Origin of the sequence: Marinobacter salinexigens (genome assembly GCF_008370345.1) — a bacterium.
GTDB lineage: Bacteria > Pseudomonadota > Gammaproteobacteria > Pseudomonadales > Oleiphilaceae > Marinobacter > Marinobacter salinexigens.
Genome location: NZ_VTUU01000002.1, coordinates 137,914 through 155,002 on the forward strand (window position 1 = coordinate 137,914; position 17,089 = coordinate 155,002).

A 17,089-nucleotide genomic window follows, 5' to 3' on the forward strand; every position below is an offset into this window, starting at 1 on the left:
TTCAGTCCAGTTCGAACGTTGCGTTCACCGATGCCTGAATTTCACGGATACCGACACTGGATACGGTGTCTGAAACCATTTTCGCTTCGGCCATCATCATGGGGCGTGGCCGGAAACCGCCATTAACGTTGATGGTGACGACCTCACCACAGGTTTGTTTCAGTTGAGAGGCCACGAAATCGCATCGAGACCGGGCATCGGCAATGGCCAGGGCCAACGCTTCTCGCTCAAAACGGCTTTCGTCTGAATGAAAAAACTGGCCCGGGTTGAGGGAATAGTCGAGCCCGATCTGCTGTGCCTGTTCCAGAATCGGGTTCAGCAGGTTGAGGTCGTTGATGCTGAAGCTGACAGTCTGGGACGCCACGGCCTGTTTCTCGATCTCTCCCTGACGGTCTGTCGGTTGGACGGTGCGGCTGTATAGCTGAACGTTGGCGTCTGTGTAGTCTTGCAACTGCCCACGATACTCCTCTATTGCTGTGCGCCACTGTTCGATCAGTCCGTGTACCCGTTCCGTTGCTTTCTGGGGTAATGCGTGTTCTGCGCTGGCGGTAAACTGAAGTCGAGCGCTGTCCGGTTCGTAACGTACGCTGCCTTCGCCGCTGAGAGTGACTTCACCTGCCAAGGCCAGGCCGGGCAGCAGTGCCATTGGTAGCATTGCGTGGCACAGGGTTTTGTATCCGATCATCGCATGTCTCCTTTTATGCCTGATGTATGCCTGATGGCATTATTTCGGGTTTCTCACTCGCCATCGGGTTCCAGCCGAGCGAGCTTCAGTTCTCGGGCTGCGTGGACAAACTCACTGAATATCCGACGGTGCCCGCTGTGGTAAAGCAGGTATTCCGGGTGCCATTGCACGCCCATCAGCCATTGTTCGTGGGTATTCTCAATGGCCTGGACGAACAGATCATTGTCGACAGCCACGACACGCAGGTTTTCGCCCAGCCGCTTGATGGCCTGGCTGTGTATACGGTTTGCGCCAATGGTAGGAGAGCGCATGATGCCTCCCAACCGGGTGCCCTGCACCACACGCACTGTCTGCAAGGGGAGCAACAGCGGGCGGTGGCGGGTGTGATTGCGCAAGGGGGTTACGTTCTGACAAAGTGTGCCGCCATGGAAAACATTGATGAACTGGGCACCGCGACAGATGCCAAGTACCGGCAGCCCTATCTGCTCCGCGCTTTCCAGCAAGCGTTGGTCGGTGTCATCCCTTTTGCGGTCGTACCGGGCTGTTACCCGGGATTGCTGCCCATAGCGTTCCGGATGCACGTGGGTGCCGCCCGATAGCACCAATCCGTCCAGAAGAGACACGTCAGTGTGGGCCCCAGGCCGAATATAATGGGTTTGGGCACCGCACATTTTCAGTCCCAGGCTGATCAGCCTGAGCGCCGTGCTTTTTCGCGCCGGGCCGCTGATACCAATGGTCAGCCCGGGCGTTTCTTCTTCGTACAGAGTGCTGTCAGACATAACCTTTATCGGCCAGCCAGTCTTCGCAGGAGTCTTCCCAGTTGTGTGTCAGGTTGTGGAGACTGAATTTTCGGGCCTCCCGGTACAGCGCCTTGAGCTCGGCCAGGTCAGAAGCATTAGCGGCGACTTGCTCCAGCACAACCCAGTCATTCCAGACCGTTGAAAAGTGCCAGTCGGGATTGTCTATGTCGCAGTCCGGCAGCCGATAGTGCAGGGTGGGCCGGGATTTTATGCGAGGATCCCGCACGTACTGGTCCAGCAGGGGCTTATCCAGATGGGCGAAGAGGGGCAACAGGTCCAGCGCCCGGTTGCGGGTCGGGTTGAACTCGAGATAGTCATGCATCAGGCCGGACAGCGTGGGCTGATAATCATCCTCCAGCAAGCGGTCAACATACCTGTTGCTCCAGGGCTCGATATAGGTGGTGAACTTGCGGCTGATATCAATCTGGTGACGGCGCTTGAGCCAGTTATAGAGCGCTGCAAAGGCTTGCAGGTAACGGACGATGGTTTCCGGATTAAGGTCTGGCAGCTCGGGGTTTAGCTGAAGACCGAACGCATAATACAGTGCTTCGCGGCTGCCCAGCGCACCGGCATCGCGTAGTTCGTCGACCAGTGTCTGAACCTGCTCGAGCTCGCCGAATGGTAGTGGGGGGCTGACGATTTCGAGCGGCACCACAAGCTCTGCTGCGGCATCGATCAAATCCATTGCCTGCCCACTGAGTTCCCGGAGTGAGTCGGGCAGACGTTCGTCATCCAGGTCCAGCTCCTTGATGGGATCCGAATCCAGCTCAATTGTGTACGTCCCATGCCGGGTTTCCATTCGCGTGACATAACGGGAAGCTTCCTGCGCCTGTCCGTTCAGCAGGTGGGCGACTTTCTCTACGAGATCCTTGTAGCCAAGCCCGGACAACTCTATCTCGACGCCAACACGGCGTTGCTTTCCATCACAGGTATTCAGGATATCGGGCATGTTACAGACGTTCGTACTGTTCATAGTGCTCCCTGATTATCTGGATTCCTTCCTGAGCCTATCACACCCGCCGGTGAAAGCTTGTTACACACCGGTAAAGAAAAGTGGATACAGGGTTTACACTGGATAAAACACTGTATATAGTCTCAGTTACTGTATATAAAAACAGGTGGAGAGGCTTGATGAAGCTGACAGCCAGGCAATCACAGGTGTTGGATATTATCCGGCGCTATTTGGATGAAACAGGGTATCCCCCTACGCGTGCGGAAATTGCATCAGAGCTGGGGTTCCGCTCGGCCAATGCCGCGGAAGAACACCTTCGGGCTCTGGCTCGTAAAGGCGCAATCGAAATGGTACCCGGTGCCAGTCGAGGCATCCGCCTGCCGGAAACCGAGGAAGACCTTGGCTTGCCAGTGATTGGTCAGGTCGCTGCAGGTAGCCCGATTCTGGCTCAGGAACATATTGAAGATCATGTAACCCTGAGGCCGGAATTCTTCTCTCCATCGGCTGATTACCTGCTCAGGGTTCGTGGTATGAGCATGAAGGATATCGGCATCCTGGATGGCGACCTTCTTGCGGTTCACCGTACCCAGGATGTTCATAACGGACAGGTGGTTGTGGCCCGGGTAGGTGAGGATGAAGTCACGGTGAAGCGTTTCCGAAAGGAAGGGTCGAAAGTTTACCTGATCGCGGAAAATGAAGAGTTTGCTCCGATCGAAGTCGATCTGAGAGAGCAGCAGCTTTTTATCGAAGGCTTGGGTGTTGGTGTTATCCGGCGTTCCGATCTGCACTGATCGAACTGGAACTAACGGAAACTGGAAAGCAGGTGAATCATGGAACAGCTCAGCTTTAATCAGAATCTGGCTTATCAGCAGGGTGCCATGGCTTATCAGGTACCGGCCTCTTCCGAACGGCGCACGGTAATTCGTGCCCGACGTAAACCGGATGCGGCTGAACCGGCGGTCGCGGGTAACGTCACCGAGATCATTTTGCCTCAGGGGCAAGTAGAGAACTTTCAGCTGTTACTGCCCATGCTTACCCAGTTGAACCAGGAGAAACGCTGGCTGGCGTGGATTGATCCGCCACACGAGCTGGTCAGTAAGTGGCAGAAAATGCATGGTATTGTGGCTGGCGAGCTTCTGGTGCTGCGTTCCACCGCCGAGTATCCGGCGCAGCAGCTAGCGGAAAGAGCGCTCAGCGCGGGTACCTGTCATGCCGTCGTGATGTGGACGAGCAAGCTGGGGCGTTCAGCTTTTGAAGCTTTGCAACAGGCCTCTGCAAAAGGAAACAGTCACGGGGTTGTCCTTCGACAGCGCTGATCTGCAGTAGGCCCTGATGCCAGGAAATCAGTGCAGGGTATAGCTGGGCTGGGATTCGGCCAGTTCGGCTTCCTCCTCTTCCCAGTCGATGTCGTGGGCAATATTGCCAACGGCTTCAATGCCGGCGGCGATCATTGCCTTGGCAACATTCATGTCACGATCTTCCATCATTTCGCGAGCTTCGTCCGAAAACGAAATTTTTACCAGCGGTGCGGTGTCGTCATCAACGCGGCGCAGTGCATAGTCGCCATTGCTGAGTTGTACAATTTCGAAAAACGACGGAGACATTCAATAAAACCTTTAACTTTAAGTATTTGCGATCCAGGTATGGCAGGGTGGATTACCACTCGCTGTGCTGCTCAGCCAGATCATTGGCAAAATTTTTCATCGCGTCCAGAGTCTTAAGCAGTGAGGCTGTGGAGCGATCCGGTCCGGTTTCTGCTGCGACGGCGATAATGTTCTCTGCACTCACTGTTTTTCGTGGGGCAGGGGGTCGGCTCTGGGCTGTTTCCAGCTGATCCAGATGGTTCCACCAGCTTCCGGCCTGTAGTTCCAGTTCCCGCAAACGCCGGAGTTCATTCGGGGTTTCGCCAATCACCACAGCGAGTTCCGCCAACGTGGATGGTTCTGCAGACTTGTGTTGATAGAGTCTCGCGACCATCCCCAGAAGCAGCCTTCTCGACCGAATCATCAGTTCAATGGCGCCCTGAATGGCCGCCTCCCGCCTCAGTGCCTGCTCGGCTTCCGGTACTGCCGTGTTCGAGTTGCGGTCTGAAGCACCTTCTAACTGGCCAAGTAACGTGCGGGCCAGAAACAGCTTCTGAGAGACTAAAGAGTGCCACTGCGAGGCCATGAGTTACCTACAACCGGAATAACGATTGGCCAGTTTACCACCTCCGTGGCTTCATTTCCTCCCCCATGGACCGGCTCCTCACTGACACAAGAAGATACAAATTGCAGTTGAAACGGTCGTTTGAATTTGGTGAAAATGCCACGGGCAGCTCGGTATTGTATTGGCAATCCTGCTGCATAACGGAATGATTTTCTGGAGGTGGTGAGGATGCGTAACAAACTGGTCGCCGGTGTGGCAGCAGTGTTGGTCGGCTTCTCGACTCAGTCCCTGGCCAAGGTTACTGAGGCGGAAGCGGCACGGCTGGATAAGGATCTGACTCCGTTGGGAGCAGAGCGGGCGGGCAACGCGTCAGGCACAATCCCGGCCTGGACCGGGGGCCTGAAAACGCCACCCGGAAACTGGAAGGCGGGAGATGTAGAGGTAAATCCTTACCCCGATGACCAGCCGATGTTTGTGATCAACGGTGATAATACCGATCTCTATCGGGACAAACTGACCGATGGGCATTTGAAGCTGCTTCAGGAGTACGCTCCTGACTTTTACATGCCGGTTTACGAAACCCGTCGTAGTGCTGCGTTCCCGGATCGAATTTATCGAAAGACCAGGGAAAACGCCCTGACGGCCGAGTTGCTGGATAACGGTAATGGCGTACGGAACACTATTGCTACCAGCCCGTTCCCGATTCCTGAAAATGGCCTTGAGGTGATCTGGAACCATATTCTCCGTTATCGGGGGGAAGAAGTTTCGTTCCGTAGTGCGTCTGCCACGCCGATGACCGACGGTTCATTTAACCCGGTGGTCAATCAATACGATTATTTCATCGCGTACAGTAAACAAGGGGCAGAGCTGGAAGAAATCGATAACAAGATTTTCTATCTGAAAACAGACACGATTTCTCCGCCTTCTATTGCTGGTACCATCACGCTTGTTCACGAAACCCTGGACCAGATCCGGTCGCCCCGCCTGGCCTGGCGCTATGATTCGGGATCCCGTCGCCTGCGCCGGTCACCCAATCTTGCATATGAAACTGATCTGCCAAACTCTTCATCAATGCGCTCGGTTGACCAGAAAGATATGTACAACGGTGCCCCCAACCAATACGACTGGACGCTCAAAGGGAAACGTGAGATCTACGTTCCTTATAACGCCTACCAGTTGCATGACGAAAGTGTGCGCCCTGACGATGTGATTCGTCCACGCCACATCAATCAGGAACTGACCCGATATGAATTGCACCGGGTGTGGGTAGTTGAAGCCACGGTACGTACCGGTATCAGCCATATTTACAGTCGTCGTGTGTTCTATGTAGATGAAGACAGTTGGCAGATTCTCGTCTCTGAGGAGTACGATAATGCTGGCAATCTCTGGCGTGTTTCCGAAGCTCACAACATCAGCTACTACAGTGAGCCGGTGTTCTGGACTACCATGGAGATGACCTATGACCTCAAGGCCCAGCGGTATTACGTTGATGGCCTGAGCGACGGATTCCCGGCATATGACTTCAGCCCCGGGTTCCGGAGCAAGGAGTTTTCGGCCTCCGCTGCCCGTCGCGCAGCTCGCCGCTAAACTCCTCACCAGCAAAAGGGGCCGGTTTTACCGGCCCCTTTTTGTTTTGCTAACGGCAAATGCATACAAGGAGACAGGCGATGGCGGATGTAAAAGCTCACCTGGATAAACTGGATCGTCTGATGGGGGATCTTGGCCGGGCCCTCGCAGACAGCGACTGGGAGGCGCTCGCAAAGTTGAATGCTGAGGTCAAGCCCTCAGTAGAGCCACTGATGGCATCTCTGGCAGCCGGAGAAGTGGATGCAGAAACTGTGCGTACACGGTTGCAGGAAATACAGCAATTTGTTGACGCGGCCAACGCGAGTGCCGAAAAGGCGAGAAATGAGGCGCGGGAAGCCCTGAAGGGGGTCAATCAGAACCGTAATGCAGCCAGAACTTATCAGAATGTTTCGACGAATCGCTCATCTTAGCGTCATAAAATTGACTCCGACGCGCTTACAGTCTTAAATACGGCACAAATCCATGAAGAGATTTCACTGAATGCCTCAAGACAACAAGGTGCTGGTGCTGAGCGAGGATGAATCGAGACGTCGGGATATCGTCACGATTCTGGAGTTTATTGGAGAAGAAGACATTGTGTCCGGTGAGGATGCCTTCGCAATGCTCGGATCTGGCAGCGATGCATTGGCTGACGTATCTATGGCGATTATGAATGGTGAAGATGCTTCTGTCGCTGATACGGTCACGGGCCTTTGTACGGCGGTTCAGGGGATTCCGGTCCTGATGATCGGAGACCCGGCTCTCAAAGGGTTGTCGGATGATGATTCGGCGCGGGTTATCGCCCGGATGGAATGGCCGCTTAATTACACCAAGTTCGTGGATTCTCTGTACCGGGCCCAGATCTTTCGGGATCAGTTCAGCCGCTCCCGGGAACGGGGACAGCAGCGTGGGTTACAGTTGTTTCGCAGCCTGGTAGGTACCAGTCGCAGCGTACAACAGGTTCGCCAGCTCATGGAGCAGGTGGCGGATAAGGAAGTCAGTGTGCTGATTACAGGTGAGTCCGGTACTGGCAAGGAGGTGGTTGCCCGCAACCTCCACTACCATTCAACACGCCGTGATAAGCCCTTTGTACCGGTTAACTGCGGCGCGATTCCCGCCGAACTTCTTGAGAGTGAACTCTTTGGCCACGAGAAAGGTGCTTTCACCGGCGCGATTACCGCTCGGGTAGGGCGTTTCGAAATGGCGGAAGGCGGTACGCTGTTCCTGGACGAAATAGGCGATATGCCTCTGAACATGCAGGTGAAAATTCTGCGGGTGCTTCAGGAGCGCACGTTCGAGCGTGTTGGCAGTAATCGTACTCAGTCTGCGGATGTCAGGGTCATTGCAGCAACCCACAAGAACCTTGAGGACATGATAGAGTCCGGGGATTTCCGGGAAGATCTTTACTATCGGCTCAATGTATTCCCGATCGAGATGCCAGCGCTAAGGGACAGGGTTGAAGATATTCCTTTGTTGATCAACGAGCTGATCTCCCGGATGGAAAAGGAGAAGCGTGGCTCGTTGCGGATGAATTCAGCGGCGATCATGAGCTTGTGCCGCCATGACTGGCCAGGCAATGTCCGGGAATTGGCGAATCTCGTTGAGCGTCTGGCTATCATGCATCCTTACGGCGTGATCGGGGTTCAGGAGTTGCCGAAGAAGTTCCGGTATGTGGACGACTATGATGAGAATCGCCCGGTGGATGATTCCGGAATGCCGTCGGGTGTGCCGGGACTGGTGGGGCTGGATGCGCCGGCATTGTTGCCGGTTAATGGCATTGATCTGAAGGACTATCTGTCCAATCTGGAGAAGCAGTTGATTCAGCAGGCGCTGGACGAAGCCAGCGGCGTGGTTGCCAGGGCTGCTGAGAAGCTCCGGATTCGCCGCACTACTCTGGTGGAGAAGGTCCGCAAATACGGCCTTCGGGAAGAAGAGGTCTGAAGCTGATCGGCTCACGGTTATAACGGTTTCAGTCTCCTTATTACGGCGTCAAAGGTTTGTAACCTGCGACGCCGTTGTCATTTCAGGGCGACGTAAAATTGTCATCCTCGATCCTTTTAAATTTCTTTCTAACTGAAAATTAAGAAAAAAATCAAGTTGGCACGCTGCTCGCTTGGGACCGTGTACACGAATCATCCGAATGGTTCGGTCCGGCATCGGACCGGTCAGGGGGCAAGTTTATGAGTCAGGCACAATCCATGGTCCACTCCGAAATGCATCAGGCGCAGGCGAATGCAGCGGCGGACGCTAATGACAAGGTGACCGCGTTGTTTCCCGCCCAGGGTGAAGAGGCCGTGGACTCTGCGCTGGAGATGTTTAATCGCATGTCCCGGCAGATCACCGACTCATACCGAACTCTCGAATCCCGGGTGAACCAGCTTTCTGGTGAGCTGACCCAAGAAACCATGCAGCGACAGCAGGAACTGGAAGAGAAAGAACAACTGGCTGATCGACTCTCCACGCTTCTGAAGGCCTTGCCGGCTGGGGTCGTCGTGCTGGACAGTCAGGGCGTGGTTACCCAGACAAACCCGGCAGCGATTTCGCTTCTCGGTGAGCCACTGGATGGAGAGCGTTGGGTTGACGTGATTCGCCGTTGCTTTGCGCCCCGTCGAGATGATGGCCATGAAGTATCCCTCAAGGATGGTCGCCGGGTCAGTATTGAAATCCGGACCATGGAAAACCAGCCAGGGCAGTTGATCCTGCTAACGGATCTGACCGAAACCCGTCAGCTTCAGTCCCAGCTTGCCCACGCCCAGCGTCTGTCCGCCATGGGCAAAATGGTGGCCTCTCTGGCCCACCAGATTCGTACGCCACTCTCTGCGGCCATTCTCTACGGTGGGCATCTTACTCAGGACGATCTGGACGATGAAATGCGCCAGCGTTGTGCCTCGCGGCTGATGTCCCGGCTGACCCATCTGGAACAGCAAGTCCGGGATATGCTCATTTTTGCCCGCGGCGAAACCCGCCTGGCGGAACAGCTGTCAGTGGGGAAGCTGGTATCTGCCTTGGGAGCGGCTCTTGATGGTATCAAGCGTACACCGGCTACCACGGTGACCTTCAATCATGCCGGAGGCGGGGACCGCCGTCTGATGTGTAACCGGGATGCTCTGGTTGGTGCATGTACAAATCTCGTCAATAACAGTATTGAGGCGGGCGCAAGTGCCGTGCAGGTGGATGTGGCGTCCGAAGCGGGTGACCTGGTGATTCGGGTCGCCGACAACGGCCCGGGATTTGACACCGCGGAAGCCGGTCGCCTGGTTGAGGCTTTCTATACCACCAAGTCCCATGGAACCGGGCTTGGTCTTGCGGTGGTTCAGGCCGTAGTCAAGGCGCATCAGGGACGGTTTTCCATTGAATCGCCGGAGCAGGGTGGCGCCTTGGCAACCCTGCGCCTGCCGCAATTGAAGAATAACGGATAATCGGAGAAAACCATGGCCAAAGCTCAGATTCTGATCGTTGAAGATGATCACGACCTGCGTGAAGCGCTGGTCACCACGTTGGAACTGGCGAAATTCCGGGTGCGGGAGGCGTGCGATGCCCGTGAGGCATTGGCCAGTCTGGCTGAGTCACCGGTAGATATGGTGGTCAGCGACGTTAATATGCCCGGTATGTCTGGTCATGAATTGCTGTCTGAAGTCCAGCGGCTCTATCCGGGGCTGCCGATGATGCTGATTACCGCCTATGGTCAGATCAGTCATGCGGTTTCTGCCATGCAGTCGGGCGCTATCGATTATCTTGTCAAACCATTCGAGCCACAGGTTCTGGTGGATGCGGTGACCAAGGTCGTTGGAGGCGTTCGCCAGAAGGCAACGGATGCCCCGGTCGCCGAGGATCCGGTCAGTAAACGCATGTTCCAGCTGGCAGCGAAAGTCGCAGGCAGCGATTCCACGGTCATGATTTCCGGGGAGAGCGGTACCGGTAAGGAAGTGCTGGCTCGTTACATACATCAGCAATCCCCCCGGGCAGATCAGCCCTTTGTGGCGATCAACTGTGCTGCGATTCCGGAAAACATGCTGGAAGCCATTCTGTTTGGCCATGAGAAGGGCGCCTTTACGGGAGCGGTATCTGCATCGCCGGGCAAGTTTGAGCAGGCTAACGGCGGTACGATTTTGCTGGACGAAATCTCCGAGATGGATCTGGGGCTGCAATCCAAGCTGCTGCGGGTTTTGCAGGAGCGAGAAGTTGAGAGGGTGGGTGGCCGGAAAACCATTGCCCTGGACGTGCGAGTGATTGCAACCACCAACCGGGATCTCGCCGACTATGTGCGGGAAGGACAATTCCGGGAAGACCTGTATTACCGTCTGACCGTTTTCCCGATGCATTGGCAGCCACTCCGGGAGCGCCCGCTGGATATCATGCCGTTGGCGACCTCTTTGCTGAAAAAACACTGCCGCAAGATGAAACTGACAGGGATTGCCTTCGCGCCGGATGCCAGATCTGCCCTGATGAGCCACGCCTGGCCAGGCAATGTGAGAGAGTTGGATAACGCCATCCAGCGGTCACTGGTACTGCACCAGGGTAACGTGATCCATGAGGGCGACCTTTGCCTTGAGCTGGGAATCACCGGGCGTGAAATTTACGCGTCGGCTGTCGAGCCGGTGGAGCGCTGCCAGCCGGCCGATTCAACCGAACCCATGCCCTCCGGGAATGCCGCGCAGGAGTCATTGCAAGAGGAGCATGCCGCTTCCCTTGGTGACGATCTGAGGCAGCAGGAGTTCCGGATTATCATTCAAACCCTCAAGAAGGAGCGCGGGCGGAGAAACCGCGCTGCTGAGCAGCTGGGCATCAGTCCGCGCACATTGCGCTACAAGTTGGCGCAAATGCGGGATGCGGGGATAGACCTCGATGCGGAACTGGCTATGGCGTAGCCCGCCCTTGGCTGAATCCTGACGAATCCTTCGTACTGGCACCCTTCCGGGTGCCTTTTTTATGTCTGTCAAAAGTCCGTCATCTTTAAATGATGCTTGCCAGTAATGTCTTCTAATATATTGAAAAATAATAGTAAAAGGTTTCTGGCCTGCCCCTTGCTTACAAGCATGTAACAGTGTTTCACGAGTAAGTCCTTCCTGGATGGGGGAGGAATCGGGGGAGAGTTATGGTCCAGCGTGCCGACATCAATAGTGTGCTTTCTGATATTCGATCTCTGCGAGCGCAGATGGCGCAGAACCAGCGTATCGAGCAGGATCAGTCGGTCCGGGGCCGGATTGATGGTCCGCGTCAGGTTCAGGAAATCCAGCAAACGCCGAGCTTTAACGACATGCTCAGCAATGCGGTGAACAGCGTGAATGACCTGCAGCAGAACGCAAGTGAACTCCGGACCGCCTACGATATGGGCGACCCCAATGTGGATATCACCCGCGTTATGATTGCGGCCCAGAAATCTTCGGTGTCGTTCGAGGCGCTGACCCAGGTGCGTAACCGGGTCGTTCGCGCTTATGAAGACATCATGAACATGCCGATCTGATAACGGAGCAGAGACATGGCCAGCGTTCCTGCAGATACTGCGTCAACCAATATGCCTGCGGCCCAGGAGAGTCATGATGCTCCTGAGAGCGGCAGCGATCTGTTCCTTGGTTTTAACCGGCTGAACCTGCTTCGCCAGATTGGCCTGATGGTGGGCCTTGCAGCCAGCGTAGCCCTTGGTGTGGCTGTTGTGCTTTGGGCTCAGGAACCCAACTATCAGCCGGTGGTTGGTGATTTGTCTGGCTACAATCCGCAGGACGTTACCACGATCCTGGAAAGTAACGGCATCGACTACAAAATGGATCCCCGTACCGGTGCGCTGCTGGTTCCTTCCGAGCAGGTATACAACGCGCGTCTGAAACTGGCGGCCGAGGGGGTTACCGATCAGAAAACCCTGGGGTACGAACTGCTGGATCAGGATCGCGGACTGGGTACGTCCCAATTCATGGAAACTGTCAGCTATCGCCGTGGTCTTGAGGGCGAGCTGGCCCGCACTATTGCCGCTATGCGTGGTGTTCGCAATGCCCGGGTGCATCTGGCCATTCCTGAGCGCTCGGTGTTTGTTAGAGATACCCGGGAACCGTCCGCCTCTGTGTTCCTCGAGGTATTTGCTGGTCGTCGTCCCGAGCAGGAGCAGATCAGCGCCATCGTCAATCTGGTGGCGGGCAGCGTTCCGCTGATGAAAAGAGACAGCGTCACCGTTGTGGATCAGAACGGCAACCTCCTGACCGGGGAAGAGGTCAAGAACGATACTGACCGGATGAAGGACCAGTATGAATACACAGCGCAGGTTGAAGAGCGACTGAGCCGGCGGGTGGCGTCATTGATTGCGCCAATCGTCGGGGAAGGGCGGTACCGGACCGAGGTATCGGCAGACCTGGACTTCTCTTCTGTTGAACGTGCGGAAGAGGTCTTCAATCCTGATCAGCAGGCAATCAGAAGTGAGCGGGAACTGACCGAACAGCGAAACTCCAATGGGCCGGTGGGTATCCCGGGGGCCTTATCGAACCAGCCTCCCGCCAACGCGACGGTGCCCGAGCAAGCTAACGGTAATGCCCAGGGCGGAGCCAATGCGAACGGCGAGAATGCCCCGGCAGCGCCTCCGGTTAATGTCCGGACTGAGGCCACTCGCAACTACGAGATGGATCGCAGTGTCAGCTATATCCGGCAGGAGCTGGGGCGGGTCAAACGTGTAACGGTGGCCCTTGCCGTTGATGATATGAAAGTTGTTAATCCGGAAACCGGCGAAGTGAGTTACCAGCCCTGGCCAGAGCAGGAACTCCAGAGGCTGAGTATGCTGGTCCGGGATGCTGTTGGATATTCGGCAGCCCGGGGTGACAGCGTTACCGTTATGAATACGGCGTTCGCGCCAGAGGAAGCCGTGGTGTTTGATGCCCCGGGCTTCTGGGAACAACCCTGGTTCTGGGATCTTATGAAGCAAGTGCTGGCTGGCTTGGTCATTCTGGTTCTGGTGCTTGGGCTGCTGCGCCCGACCCTGAAAAGCCTGTCTGGCGGTGGTAAGGAAGAGCGCGGCGGTGATCTGGCGGAAACCGGCTACGGAGATCTGGACGGTATTGAAGGCGGAGATGCGCTCAAAGCGGCCATGTCTTCTCAGGATGAACTGCTTTTGCCGGGCGCAACGGACAGCTATGATAGGCAGCTGAATGCATTGAAAGGCCTGATTGCGGAAGACCCGGGGCGGGTTGCCCAGGTCATGCGCCAGTGGGTGAATGTCGATGACTGATCAAGCCAACCAGCAGGGCGGGAGTGCGCCCAATAAGCCAACCCGGAAAATTCCCCGGGTGGAGCAGGCTGCAATCCTCCTGATGTCGCTCGGTGAGGCCGACGCCGCCGAGGTGCTAAAACACATGGGACCCAAGGAGGTTCAGCGTGTTGGGGTTGCCATGGCACAGATGCAGGATGTCAGTAAGGAAGACGTCACTTTCGTGCTGAATCAGTTTGTTGACGCCGTTGGCGGACAGACCGGCCTGGGTGTTGGCAACGACGACTACATCCGCACCATGCTTACCCAGGCTCTGGGTGAAGACAAGGCTGCGAGCCTGATCGACCGGATCCTGATTGGCGGTAACACCACCGGCCTTGACACTCTCAAATGGATGGAGCCCCGCGCAGTGGGCGACATCATTCGTTACGAGCATCCTCAGATTCAGGCCATTGTTATTTCTTACCTTGATCCAGACCAGGCGGCCGAAATTCTGGCGACTCTCGATGAAAAGGTCCGGCTGGATGTGATGATGCGGGTTGCTTCGCTGGAAAGTATTCAGCCCCAGGCCTTGCAGGAGCTGAACGATATTCTTGAGAAACAGTTCTCCGGCGGGTCTGCAGCCCAGACCAGTCGCATCGGTGGTATCAAGCGGGCGGCGGACATCATGAACTTCATGGATCGGAGCATTGAAGGCTCTCTGATGGATTCTATCAAGGACATGGACCCGGACCTTGCCTCGACCATCGAAGACCTCATGTTTGTGTTTGATAACCTGAAGGATATCGACGACCGTGGAATTCAGGCCTTGCTGCGTGAGGTTTCGTCAGAAGTGTTGGTTGTCGCCCTGAAGGGCGCCGACGATGCGGTCAAGGACAAGATCTTCAAAAACATGTCGAAGCGGGCCGCTGAGCTGCTTCAGGACGATCTCGAAGCCAAGGGGCCTGTCAAGGTCAGCGAAGTCGAGTCGGCGCAGAAGGATATTATTACCGTTGCACGGCGTATGGCTGAGGCGGGCGAAATATCCCTCGGTGGCGCCGGTGAAGAAATGATGTGATGAAAGATTCCTCCAAAGGCTCTGAGCCCATACCCAAGGAACAACTGACAGCATACGAGCGCTGGGAATTGCCGTTGCTGGATGCTTCGGGCAACGAGATTCCGAGGGTCGAGGAGCGCGAGGTCAAGCCTCTTACTGCGGCGGACATAGATGAAATTCGTCAGGCTGCCCGGGAAGACGGATTTCAGGAAGGTCGTGATGCCGGTTTCCAGCAAGGCTTCACCGAGGGCCATGAAAAAGGCCATCAGGAAGGGCTGGAAACCGGGCTTGCAGAAGGCCGGGAAAAAGGCGAACGGGAAGGTCTGGACGCCAGCCAGAAAGACGTGACTGACAAGCTGGAACGGCTGGAACAGGTGATGGGTGAGCTTCTGGAACCGATCAGTCGTCATCAGGACGAATTGGAATCAGCCCTGGTCAATCTCACGACCGAACTGGCCCGGGCGGTTGTCTGCCGCGAACTCGCTATGGACTCATCCCAGATCCAGTCTGTGGTTCGCCGGGCCATTGAGGCACTGCCTTCCACCTCTGAAAACGTGCGGATTCACGTTCACCCTGACGACGCGGCTCTGGTAGGCGACGTCGCAACGCGGCTGGATGCACCTGCCTCGATTGTGGAAGACACTGCGCTGCGCCCCGGCGGATGCAGGGTCGAAACCCGAAACAGCCTGGTAGATTTCACCGTAGAAAAACGCTTTCAGAAAGCCGTAAGAACTATGTTCGACAAGCAGTCCGAACTCAATGGCAACATTGAGGAAGGAGATAGCGATGACGTCGACGCTGGCTGATCGCCTCTCTCGCTATCAGGGCGCCCTTGCAAGTGGACCATCACCGGAGCTGTCCGGCCGTTTGACTCGTATGGTAGGCCTGACCCTGGAGTGTGTTGGGTGTCCGATGGTGGTTGGCGACCGCTGTGTGATCCAGGGCCAGGATACTGGCAATGTGGAAGCCGAAGTGGTCGGCTTTGAAGACGAGAAAGTCTACCTGATGCCGCTCACCGCCATTGAAGGCCTGAAGCCGGGGGCTCGGGTTATTCCATTGTCTGCCACCAGCCGGGTACCGGTGGGTCCTCAGATGCTGGGGCGGGTGGTGAATGGCAGTGGTGAGCCGCTGGATGGTAAAGGCCCGCTACAGGAAGAAGCCCGGGTATCGTTAACCGGCGATATTATTAACCCGCTCAACAGGGCGCCGGTCCGGCAATCGATGGACGTGGGTATCCGTGCGATCAATTCGTTGCTGACTGTGGGGCAGGGCCAGCGTCTTGGCCTGTTTGCCGGTAGTGGCGTGGGTAAGAGCATGCTGTTGGGGATGATGACCCGGTTCACAGATGCGGACATTACCGTGGTTGGACTGATTGGTGAGCGGGGGCGCGAGGTCAAGGAATTCATTGAGGATATCCTTGGAGACGAAGGCCTGGCGCGATCCGTTGTGGTTGCATCCCCCGCCGATGATTCGCCCTTGATGCGTCTGCGCGCCGCCATGCTCACCACCCGGATTGCTGAATATTACCGGGACCAGGGCAAGCGTGTTCTGTTGTTGATGGATTCGCTGACCCGCTACGCACAGGCCCAACGGGAAATTGCGTTGGCAGTTGGTGAACCTCCCGCGACCAAGGGTTACCCGCCGTCGGTATTTGCGAAGTTGCCCCAGTTGGTAGAGCGGACGGGCAATGGGCGCCCTGGCGGGGGTTCCATTACGGCGTTTTACACCGTGCTGACCGAAGGTGATGACCAGCAGGATCCGATTGCTGATGCCGCCCGGGCCATACTGGATGGCCATATCGTGCTGTCCCGACGGCTAGCAGAGGAAGGGCACTATCCGGCGATTGATGTCGAAGCCTCCATCAGCCGGGTTATGCCACAAGTCACCGAACCGGAGCACTTTTCCCGGGCCCAGCGTTTCAAACAGGTTTATTCCCGCTATCAGCAGGCACGGGATCTCATCAGTGTTGGCGCTTACGTGAAAGGGTCTGATCCGGAAACGGACTTCGCGATTGCCCATATTGGCAAGATGACCCAGTTCCTGAAGCAGGGTCTGAATGAAAGTGCCCCTTTACAGCAAAGCATCGAACAGCTGCTATCCGTAGTGCCTGAACGACGATCTCCGGAACGACGTAATACGGTGGTTCCCAATCCCGCGCCTGGAGTTAAGGAATAATGCTGCGATCCAAACGGTTAGCGGTGGTTCTGACGCTGGAGGAGCGTAAGGAGAAGGAAGCTCTTGAACGGATGGGCCAGGCACGAGAAGTGGTGGACCAGCAGCGCCAGCAGATTGAGAGCCTGCATCGCTACCAGCAGGAATACAGGGATCAGATACGTAGTAGCCAGCAAGGCGTTATCCAGGTAGCCCGCTTGCAAGCCTGGCAGGCTTTTATTGCCCAGCTGGATCAGGTTATCAGGCAGCAGGAGATGCAGCTTGAGAAGGCTGAACAGCTGTTTGAAGCCCGTCGCCTGGAGTGGCAACAGGCCTGGGAACGCAAGCGGGGGATGGAGAAGTACATAGAATCCTGCCGCACCCAGGAGCAACGTGAACAGGACCTTCGTGAACAGAAACTCTCCGATGAGGCCGCAGGGCGGGCGTTTGCAAGACGGCAACGTTGATCAACAACGCAGAGCCTCATTGCTGTATGTCAATCTTGCCTCCATGCCAAGCGGGCGTGGTTCGACTATTCTTAGCCGAAGACTGACCGCTGATGTAT

The 17,089-nt window shown here is 56.1% G+C and carries 18 protein-coding genes; 13 read left to right on the forward strand and 5 right to left on the reverse strand.

Annotation, left to right across the window (positions count from 1 at the left end):
• Position 1: 1 nt before the first annotated feature.
• Genes FWJ25_RS05095 through FWJ25_RS05105 form a run of 3 tightly spaced genes read right to left on the reverse strand, consistent with a single transcriptional unit; the run spans position 2 to position 2,458 of the window.
• Positions 2-685 (reverse strand): SIMPL domain-containing protein, encoded by a 684-nt coding sequence (locus FWJ25_RS05095; protein WP_149599183.1) that lies wholly within the window; start codon positions 683-685, stop codon positions 2-4.
• Between the two features lie 53 nt (positions 686-738).
• Positions 739-1,464: a gamma-glutamyl-gamma-aminobutyrate hydrolase family protein gene (locus tag FWJ25_RS05100; protein ID WP_149599184.1), complete on the reverse strand. Its 726-nt coding sequence runs from the start codon at positions 1,462-1,464 to the stop codon at positions 739-741.
• Entirely contained in the window at positions 1,457-2,458 is a 1,002-nt protein-coding gene (locus FWJ25_RS05105) for an amidoligase family protein (RefSeq protein ID WP_149599185.1), read from the reverse strand. The genes FWJ25_RS05100 and FWJ25_RS05105 overlap by 8 nt, the downstream gene beginning before the upstream one ends.
• Before the next feature lie 155 nt (positions 2,459-2,613).
• On the opposite strand from FWJ25_RS05105, the gene lexA reads away from it, so the two are divergent.
• Positions 2,614-3,228 (forward strand): transcriptional repressor LexA, encoded by a 615-nt coding sequence (gene lexA / locus FWJ25_RS05110; RefSeq protein ID WP_223163231.1) that lies wholly within the window; start codon positions 2,614-2,616, stop codon positions 3,226-3,228.
• Between the two features lie 39 nt (positions 3,229-3,267).
• Positions 3,268-3,753: a cell division inhibitor SulA gene (locus tag FWJ25_RS05115; RefSeq protein WP_149599187.1), complete on the forward strand. Its 486-nt coding sequence runs from the start codon at positions 3,268-3,270 to the stop codon at positions 3,751-3,753.
• Between the two features lie 27 nt (positions 3,754-3,780).
• On the opposite strand, the gene FWJ25_RS05120 is transcribed toward FWJ25_RS05115, so the two are convergent.
• Both FWJ25_RS05120 and FWJ25_RS05125 read right to left on the reverse strand, forming a co-directional pair.
• A complete protein-coding gene (locus FWJ25_RS05120; RefSeq protein WP_149599188.1) occupies positions 3,781-4,041 on the reverse strand; it encodes a hypothetical protein in 261 nt (86 codons plus the stop codon).
• A gap of 52 nt (positions 4,042-4,093) precedes the next feature.
• Positions 4,094-4,606, reverse strand: a complete 513-nt coding sequence (locus tag FWJ25_RS05125; protein WP_149599189.1) for a DUF6586 family protein — start codon at positions 4,604-4,606, stop codon at positions 4,094-4,096.
• Positions 4,607-4,813: 207 nt separating this feature from the next.
• Between FWJ25_RS05125 and FWJ25_RS05130 the strand changes: the two genes are divergently transcribed.
• The 11 genes from FWJ25_RS05130 (at position 4,814) to fliJ (ending at position 16,991) form a co-directional block, all read left to right on the forward strand.
• Positions 4,814-6,172 carry a DUF1329 domain-containing protein gene (locus FWJ25_RS05130; protein WP_149599190.1) on the forward strand — a complete coding sequence of 453 codons (1,359 nt, stop codon included), beginning with the start codon at positions 4,814-4,816 and terminating at the stop codon, positions 6,170-6,172.
• An 80-nt stretch (positions 6,173-6,252) separates the two neighbouring features.
• Positions 6,253-6,582, forward strand: coding sequence for a flagellar protein FliT (gene fliT, locus FWJ25_RS05135; protein ID WP_149599191.1), 330 nt, complete (start codon positions 6,253-6,255; stop codon positions 6,580-6,582).
• 70 nt (positions 6,583-6,652) lie between these two features.
• Positions 6,653-8,092 carry a sigma-54 dependent transcriptional regulator gene (locus FWJ25_RS05140; protein WP_149599192.1) on the forward strand — a complete coding sequence of 480 codons (1,440 nt, stop codon included), beginning with the start codon at positions 6,653-6,655 and terminating at the stop codon, positions 8,090-8,092.
• A gap of 239 nt (positions 8,093-8,331) precedes the next feature.
• Positions 8,332-9,570, forward strand: coding sequence for a sensor histidine kinase (locus tag FWJ25_RS05145; RefSeq protein ID WP_149599193.1), 1,239 nt, complete (start codon positions 8,332-8,334; stop codon positions 9,568-9,570).
• Between the two features lie 12 nt (positions 9,571-9,582).
• Positions 9,583-11,019 (forward strand): sigma-54-dependent transcriptional regulator, encoded by a 1,437-nt coding sequence (locus tag FWJ25_RS05150; RefSeq protein WP_149599194.1) that lies wholly within the window; start codon positions 9,583-9,585, stop codon positions 11,017-11,019.
• A 227-nt stretch (positions 11,020-11,246) separates the two neighbouring features.
• The gene (gene fliE / locus FWJ25_RS05155; protein ID WP_149599195.1) at positions 11,247-11,615 is read left to right on the forward strand and encodes a flagellar hook-basal body complex protein FliE; all 369 of its coding nucleotides are present in this window, start codon (positions 11,247-11,249) and stop codon (positions 11,613-11,615) included.
• Between the two features lie 15 nt (positions 11,616-11,630).
• The gene (fliF, locus tag FWJ25_RS05160; RefSeq protein ID WP_149599196.1) at positions 11,631-13,358 is read left to right on the forward strand and encodes a flagellar basal-body MS-ring/collar protein FliF; all 1,728 of its coding nucleotides are present in this window, start codon (positions 11,631-11,633) and stop codon (positions 13,356-13,358) included.
• Positions 13,351-14,394, forward strand: coding sequence for a flagellar motor switch protein FliG (fliG, locus tag FWJ25_RS05165; protein WP_149599197.1), 1,044 nt, complete (start codon positions 13,351-13,353; stop codon positions 14,392-14,394). Before fliF ends, fliG begins: the two co-directional genes overlap by 8 nt.
• Positions 14,394-15,179, forward strand: coding sequence for a flagellar assembly protein FliH (locus FWJ25_RS05170; protein WP_149599198.1), 786 nt, complete (start codon positions 14,394-14,396; stop codon positions 15,177-15,179). The genes fliG and FWJ25_RS05170 overlap by 1 nt, the downstream gene beginning before the upstream one ends.
• Positions 15,160-16,548, forward strand: a complete 1,389-nt coding sequence (gene fliI / locus FWJ25_RS05175) for a flagellar protein export ATPase FliI (protein ID WP_149599199.1) — start codon at positions 15,160-15,162, stop codon at positions 16,546-16,548. Before FWJ25_RS05170 ends, fliI begins: the two co-directional genes overlap by 20 nt.
• Complete coding sequence (gene fliJ, locus FWJ25_RS05180; RefSeq protein WP_149599200.1) at positions 16,548-16,991, forward strand: flagellar export protein FliJ; 444 nt, start codon at positions 16,548-16,550, stop codon at positions 16,989-16,991. The genes fliI and fliJ overlap by 1 nt, the downstream gene beginning before the upstream one ends.
• Positions 16,992-17,089 lie beyond the last annotated feature (98 nt).